This window comes from Myxococcus guangdongensis (genome assembly GCF_024198255.1).
GTDB classification, from domain to species: Bacteria; Myxococcota; Myxococcia; order Myxococcales; family Myxococcaceae; genus Myxococcus; species Myxococcus guangdongensis.
This window is the reverse complement of the sequence record NZ_JAJVKW010000036.1, coordinates 1-7686: the sequence shown is the minus strand read 5'-3', so window position 1 is coordinate 7686 and position 7686 is coordinate 1. Positions and strand designations below refer to the sequence as shown.

Here is a 7686-nt window from a genome sequence, read left to right as displayed (position 1 = left end):
GGCCTCGTCGAGGGCGGCAAGCCCATGTCCTTCTCCCCGGACGCGGCCCACCGCCTCTACACCGAGCACCCGTGGCTGCGCCGCCAGGTGGACGACGCGCAGTCGGACCGCGCCCGTTTTTTCGAGGCCTCGCCGAGCAGCTCCTCGGCTTCGCCCGACACCAGTTCCACCTGAGCAAGCCCGAGGGCGACGGGGGCGTGTCGCTGCGCGCCCACCTCGAGCAGGTGGCCAAGGCCACCGGCAAGGCGCCGCCAGCGCTGGTGGGTGAGTACGCGCTGCCGGAGGCGCTCGCCCACGTCTGGGGCTGGTTCTGCGAGCTGAGCGGCGCTCGCGGGGCGGGGGGCTTCTCCATCGCCCCCATCGGCTTCCAGGACATCGAAGCGTGGGCCCGGCTCACTGGGCACCAGCCCACCTCCGCGGAGGTGGTCCTGCTGCGCCAGCTCGACGACGTCTTCCGGGACGAACTCACCCCGAAGTGACGAGGAGGTACGAGGTGCCGGGACGACTACTGCTGGGCCGGGGAGTTCTGCTTGTTCCCGGCGGCCTTGTCCTTTGCCTCTCTGTGCGCCTGGCGCAGCTCGCTGACATGCCTCGTCACCTCGAGGCCCGTCTTCTCGTCCTTGAAACCGACGCGGAGCCAGCCCTCTCTCTCAAGATCCGCTCCCGCTCCCTGGAAGATGGTCTCCACCTCCTTCTCCATGAGGGCATGGAGTTTTTCTGCACGAGACTCTGGAAATCCGCGGACCATGAGCAGGGTAGTGTTGCGATCTCCCGTCACGATGACGTCGCGCTGCCCCGTGGCAAGTTGAACCCGCGCGGACTCCATCCGCGCGGCTACGTCTGCCTCCTGGAGATCCGCCACTCGCTGCACCGCGGCGACAAGCTTTTCTGTCTCAGTGCGAATCGCCTCCAGCCGCTTCTCTTCGGCGGAGCGAGAGTCGCAGGCAGTGAAGGTGAGGAGCAGGGGCACGAGAACGGGGCGCAGGCGCATGGGGCAGGAAACCATCACATGGAGGAGCGCCGGGTCCACTGGTCACACATTCAGGTGTCTGTGCCCCGGCGCACCTGCCCTTCCTCAATCTTGAACGGAGTCCCCTGTGTCTGAGCAGTTCGACCTCGCGACGTTGTCCGTGCGCATCGACACCTCGGATGCAGCCGCCAGCGCGCAGGGGCTCAACGACCTGACGAAAGCCTCCGAGAAGACGGAGAAGGCCACCACGAAGGTCGAATCGGCCACCGCGCAGTTCCAGCGTGAGATGGCGAAGATGCTCAAGGAGGTGGAAGCCAACACCAGAGCCTTCGACGACATGCGCAACAAGCTTAAGGACCTGGAGCGCGTGAGCGCGCTCTCGAAGACCTTCGACATGGCGGCTGAGGCGGCGAAACGGTTTCAGAAGTCCATGGAAGATACGAAGGTGTTGGACACCTTCAACGAGAAGCTGAAGTTGCTGGAGGGTTCGGCGGGCCGCCTCACGTCCGCCTTCGGGGACACAGGCACCATCCACCGGTTCATGAACGAGCTGAACAAGGCCTCGTCCGCCATGTCGAAGATGCAGGACGACATGCGCGCCGCGAAGTCCGTCCAGGAGGTGGCGAAGGCCGCAGAGCTCGCGAAGTCGCCCGTGGAGCAGCTCTCCAAGGGGCTCGGAGGTCTCGCGGGAAACCTCATGGGCATGGTGGCAGTGGGGGCCACGTTGCGGAGCGTCACCACCGAGGCGCTGGGCTTCTCCACGGCCATGGCCCAGGTGAGCACCCTGCTCGAGGACAACCAGCTCGGGATGATGGGCCAGCTTGCGGAGAGCGCGAAGCGGCTGGGCGCCCAGTTCGGGCGGGGGCCCACCGACCAGGCCAAGGCGCTGTACGAAATCATGTCCGCTGGTGCCGCCGACGCGGCGAAGGCCACGGAGATGCTGGCCATCGCCAACAAGCTGGCCATCGGCGGCGTGACGGAGGTGAGTGTTGCGGCGGACGGCCTGACGTCGATCATGGCCAGCTACGGCACCCAGCTCAGGAGTGCCACCCAGGCCGCCGACGCCATGTTCGTCTCGGCCGCGGACGGCAAGACGTCCATCGAGACCATCGCCCGCCACATCGGCAAGGTGGCACCGATTGCCTCCCAGACGGGTGTGTCGCTCCAGGAGTTGCTGGCTGCGAACGCGGCCCTCACCAAGGCCGGCATCAAGACGGAGACGGCCATGGAGGGAGTGCGGGCCATCCTCGCCCAGGTGGCCAAGCCGTCTGGCGAGGCGGCCATCCTCGCGAAGGAACTTGGCATTGAGTTCAACATCGCGGGGCTGAAGTCCAAGGGCTTCGCGGGCTTCCTCCAGGACATGAGGGACAAGGCGGGCGGCAGCACGGAGTTGCTCGCGGCGCTCGTCGGAGGCGTCGAGGCGCTGCTGCCGGTGATGACACTGTCTGGCTCTGCTGCGGTGGACTTCGCGACGTCGCTCCAGAATATGGAGACGTCGGCAGGGAAGACGGAGACCGCTTTCAAGAAGATGGCGGAAACGCCGCAGATGAAGGTGGACCAGCTCCGTGCACGCTTTGCTGCCCTGCGTGTCGAGGTGGGCGAAGAGTTGCTCAACTCCGTCTCGCCCGCCATGGATGGGTTGCTGAAGAACTTCGAGGAGGTGACGGCGGCGGCGCGATACCTCGCGGAAGCAATGGCGGTGATTGGCGCCGCGCGCGCGGTCGCGTGGGGGCAAGAGTGGACGAAGGCCCTGCTGGAGAAAGCTGCTGCTGCGAAGAAGGCGAAGGATGCGGTCATTGAGGCAGCGCTGGCCGAGTCGCAGTATAAACGAGCGCAAGGCGAGAGCCGGGCGGAAGCGCTGAAGAGTGCGCTGGCCCAGTTGGAGAAGCGACAGGTCACGCTGCAGGTGGCGGCCGCAGTCGAGGGTTCGGCGCTTTCCTCCCGCAAGGCGGCCATCGAGTCAAACGCCCTGGCGCAGGCAAAGGTTAGAGAGGCGATTGCTATTGAGGGCGCGACGTTCGCGACAAGGGCGGGCTCTGCTGCTCTGTCCGCCATGGGCGGCCCAATCGGTGTGGTCGTTGTTGCCCTGGGCGCCGCTGTTACTGCCTTCTCCGAGTTCAGCCGAGCTGCGGACGAAGCTCGCGAGAAGGCCATGCAGCAGGCACAGGAGTCTGCTGCTGCAGTGGGGCGAGGCACCCAGATCGTCGTCGACCATATCAACCAAACAAAGGCCATCACCGACCAGGCCGAGGCGATGAAACGGCTCAACGTCGCGAAGGCTGAGTTTGCGGCACTGGGCGGTAAGTACCAGGACTTGATGACGAGCGAGGTGGACACCACGGCAGAGCTGGTTGCTGCCATGAAAAAAGTCAGTACCGAAGACCTACAGTCCACTCTTGTCGAGATAACGCGACTGAAGAAGGAGGTCGAACACCAGCAGCGCGGTGTCAGAGTCATCAACTGGCGCGAGATCCTGGCGGCCCAGAAGATTGGCGCACCGTTCGCGGAGATTCGGAAGATTCCAGGTGTTCAGCGAGAGGTTAAGGACCGGCTTGAGCCTGTGGAGAAGGAACTCGCGATCCAGCAGCAGCGCTACGCTGATATCCAGAAGGCGCTGCTCGCATTGGATCAGGCAGCGAAAAAGGAGTCCGAGCTGGCCGACAAGGTCGCAAGCGCCCATGGGCGAGTTGGTGCTGCTGCCACGCGCTCCGCTTCGGAGATAATTGACGCTGCTCGAGCGAAGGAAGCGGAGTCGAAGAAGGCCACGGCGTGGCTTGCGAAGTTGGAAGAGGACGTCCGTGCCGTTGGGAAGACCAAGGCGGGCTCGCTCAACCAGACGGACGAGTACAAATCCCTCTCTGAGGAGCAGAAGAAGCTCGCCGACGTGGCCATTGCGAGGCTCCAGGACGCGGAGGCTGCGAAGAAGGCTGGCCAAGCACGCGACGAGTTGGCGAAGAAGGCGCAGACGTGGCTCGAGCGCATCCAGGAGGAGACAGGCGCCCTTGGGAAGTCGAAGGCCGAGGCCCTCAGCATCACTGACGAGTACAAGGCGCTCTCCTCGGAGCAGAAGAAGCAGGCGGACGTGGCCATCGCTCGGCTGAAGGAGGCCGAGGCGACGAAGGCACTGGAGAAAGCGGAGAAGGATCGGCTCCAGAATCTCCAGCAGCTCAACCGCGAGCTGGGGGACCAGTCCGGTTCACGCTTCGCGGAGGCCCAGCAGCTCCTCCGGACGGAACTCGACGCAGGGCGCCTCACGCTGAAGGACTTCAACGCGCAGCTCGCGAAAGCGCGGGAGCTGTGGACGCCACAGGGCCGTGCCGAGGCACAACTCGCCAAGGAGGTGGAGAACCTGGAGAAGCAACTCAACCCCCTGGCAGAAGCGCAGAAGCGCATGGCTGCCCTGGAGAAGCTCTTCCAGCAGGGGCGCATCGGCGCGGCTGCGTACCGGCGGGAGGTGGCGAAGCTGCAGGAGCAGCTCTCCACCGGCTTCGCCCTGGCGCAGGACGCCGTTACCTCCGCGGCCCAGCACATGGAGGATGCCTTCGTCACCTTCGCCACCACGGGGCAGTTCTCCTTCCGGAACATGGTGGAGAGCATGCTGAAGGACCTGGCGCGCCTCCTGGCCCACAAGGCCTTCATGGCCCTGGTGGACACCGCGACGGGGGCCCTCATCGGCGTGACGACGGCGCCGGCCGCGAGCTCGGGCGGGTCCACCGTGGGCGGCGCGGACCTGTCCGGCATGTTCGGTTCCATGCTGGGTGGGGGCGCGGGCGGCGTCGGCAAGCTGGACTTCGGCGCCGAGGTTCCCCAGGTGCCGAAGCTGTACGTGCCCAGCAAGGCGGACATCCTCCCGCCGGTGGGGGAGGGCGGGGGACAGGTCACCGTCTCCGTGGTCAACCACTTCGGCCAGGACGGCTCGGTGACGTCAGAGGTGCAGTCTTCAGGCGGGCGCGCTGACGCCGAGCGCATGGCCCGTGGGCTGAGCGTGGCCATCCGCAAGGCACTCCTCGAGGAGATGCAGCCCGGCGGCTCCATCTACAACTTCACGGCGCGAAGGAGGTGAGTGAAGTAGCCACCGTCTCTCTCAACACGCGAGCCGGGGCTCTGCTATCAACCCCAATGCCGTGCAATTTGGGGACGGCATTGGGGTTGGCACTCCCAAAGAGAACCGGACAACCAGCGCGAGCTTTACTGTCCGAGGTCCCCCCTCTCTTGCGTCAGGGCGCACAAAGGGGAAGGGACGACATGAAGACGGCCTTGTGGTACGCAGTTTCAGCAGCGGTGGCATCGAACTCGCTGCTGCTCACCGAGCCGCCCATACGCACGACCCCAAGATGAGCCTGGCTCTGAACGGTCAATAAATTGGACGCCGACATTCCGGCGGAAATACGTGTTATGGCGTACTCGTCGATGGGCTGAACTGCCAACATGACTTCGATGGCCCTAAGGCGGAGGCGTTCCGAAAAGGTGACTTTAATCCCCGCCATTGCTATGTCTTACGAAGTTCGGCTCGCGGACGCAATTCTCAAAGCATCATTCGCCTCTCGCACTGCATCAAACGTGCTGAGGACTGCAGTGGCGACCTGGCCGACGCCCGAATTCGCTGCGTAGCACGTCGGCGCTTCCGCCTTCGCGACGGGGACAACGGCCAGCATCACAGACAGAAGTACGACAGGTGCACAGAAGATGTGCTTCATGGTGATTCTCCCATTTATGCAGAATGACGGTTGTGAGTTGTTTGCTGGCAATGAACAGCCATGGAACACCAGCTGAAGAACTGATTCGACGCAGAGGCATGCTGCAGCCGTAAGTCAACGCCCCCTGGCACTCAATGAGTGCTCCGTTGAGCTGTGTCTTCAAGATGGCGAGGGGATATTTGCCTTGTCTGCGATTTTTTTGACATTGTACCTTCGTGCAATGTCAAGGCGCGTCGAATAGGGCGGCTCGGTCGGCGAGCTTGCCATCACCCTCGTGCGCTTCATTTGGGCGAAGCATCGCGGGCTGTGGTCGCCCCTGCACTGGACCGCGGAGACTCCGGCGCGCTGATAGACTGGCCGAGCGTTGGTCATTCTGTGTGGGCAGCAGGGGCTCGTGCCCTCGTCATTGAGCGATGATTGCGGGCGACATAGGCATGCGGATCATGCCCGCCCTGCGGGCCATACGACAGGACGACACCCGCTGACTGGCGCGACACCTGCCTTGTTGAGTTCCAGCGACTTCGCAGGTGTCCCGGCCGTGGCCGCCATGCTCGACCGGCCTCTGCACCATGCACCCGTGGTCCAATTCGCCCCCCCCAAAGCTGGCGCACCATGGGGGTCTTGGAGTTGCGGTCCGCGGAGGGGAGTGCTCCTGCCTCGAAACGCTCTCATTGGCTGGCTATTGCCGGAACACTGAGGCCATCACTGGCGGACATCGGCATCACGCATGCCCGACTGGTCACAGACGCTTGACGTTCGTTGCCTGCGGCGGGCCCTGCTGCCCCTCTTTGATGTCGAAAGAGACCTGCTGGCCCACTTCAAGGGGTTTGAATCCATTGCTTTCGAGGGCGGAGCAATGCACGAAAACGTCGCTCCCGTTCTCGGCGGTGATGAAGCCAAAACCCTTGTCCGGGTTGTAGAACTTCACGGTTCCGGTCTGCATGGTGTCGTCCCTTTGCGTTACACCTGGGGTAATCCAGGTTGGTTGTCTTGAACACGCGAGCTGTTGAAGTGGCGCCACTCCGACCTGAAGTCGCATGAGTCCGCCCCTTCTGTCTGGGCATGAGCGACTCTCCCGCCCATCCGCCTTCCTCCTCCGCGCCGCTGTCCTCAGTCACCACCATCAGGCTGTCTCTCGCGGGCAGCCTCGTCATCTCCGCCTTGAGCGCGGGCGGCACCTACGTCGCGGTAACAGTCGGAGGATGGGGAACAACTGCCTCATGCTCCGTGTGATGTCAATCAGCCTTGGACTTCTGGACATGTGGCTGCGTTGGCGGCCATGTCGCATTGGACACTGCTGACTCGCTCAAACTCCGGTCAGTTCTTGTCCGGAGCAGTCTACTGAACCCGAGGAGAGCGGAGGCGAATCGTGCGAGTCCGCGGTAGTAGCGGCCTGCTTGTTGTTGTGGGTGGGCAGACTGTGTCACTTCAAGAGTCAGGACAGGGAGCGCTCGACGATCCATCGGTGAGTCTCCTTCTGCGGCCCCCATTTTTACTCGAGCAAGTATGGCCTGAGTTCCTCTTTGATGCCTCGGAGGTAGCCGTCCGAGCCGGCGCGAAATCGCCGACCCTGCTGCGGGGGACATGTTGAGCTTGGAGCTGGGCGCGTTGCTGTCGCCGGTTGTCGAGGTTTCCATGTTTGTTCGATCGGGCCCCGCTGTCAGCTTGTGCGGGGCTCATGGCGGGGCAATCGCTGTTCTGGCTTGAGCTAATTCAGTTTCGTCCACGGTGAATCGCAACTTGGTCTCGTTCGGGCGTATGTTGGGGGGTGGACGAAAGTACAGTTCACGCCAATCTCCGTGACGCACATGATGCCTACGTCCCCCGGGCCAGGACTCCCCAGTGAGGGCGTCCCGACTGCTAGCTTGATTTGCGTATTGGTGGGTCATGTCAAACAGTCGCCGGAGGTCGTGCAGTGTGTCCCCGTCTTCCGTAGAGGATGATTCCATGAAAAAAGTAATGCGCTGGCTTCCCGCCGTATTCTTCGCCCTCTCGTTGGTGGTCGCCCCTTTCGCCGCC

At 63.6% G+C, this 7686-nt stretch carries 4 protein-coding genes; 2 read left to right on the top strand and 2 right to left on the bottom strand.

Annotated features, from left to right (window positions below; all coding sequences use genetic code 11):
• Positions 1-197 precede the first annotated feature (197 nt).
• Complete coding sequence (locus tag LXT21_RS44520; RefSeq protein WP_254044361.1) at positions 198-479, top strand: phage tail assembly chaperone; 282 nt, start codon at positions 198-200, stop codon at positions 477-479.
• A 26-nt stretch (positions 480-505) separates the two neighbouring features.
• Here LXT21_RS44520 and LXT21_RS44515 read toward each other — a convergent pair whose 3' ends face one another.
• On the bottom strand, positions 506-991 hold the full coding sequence (locus LXT21_RS44515; RefSeq protein WP_254044360.1) for a hypothetical protein: 486 nt from the start codon (positions 989-991) through the stop codon (positions 506-508).
• Positions 992-1097: 106 nt separating this feature from the next.
• Between LXT21_RS44515 and LXT21_RS44510 the strand changes: the two genes are divergently transcribed.
• A complete protein-coding gene (locus LXT21_RS44510; protein ID WP_254044359.1) occupies positions 1098-5033 on the top strand; it encodes a phage tail tape measure protein in 3936 nt (1311 codons plus the stop codon).
• A 1373-nt stretch (positions 5034-6406) separates the two neighbouring features.
• Here the strand turns inward: LXT21_RS44510 and LXT21_RS44505 are convergent.
• Positions 6407-6610 carry a cold-shock protein gene (locus LXT21_RS44505; RefSeq protein ID WP_254042834.1) on the bottom strand — a complete coding sequence of 68 codons (204 nt, stop codon included), beginning with the start codon at positions 6608-6610 and terminating at the stop codon, positions 6407-6409.
• Positions 6611-7686 lie beyond the last annotated feature (1076 nt).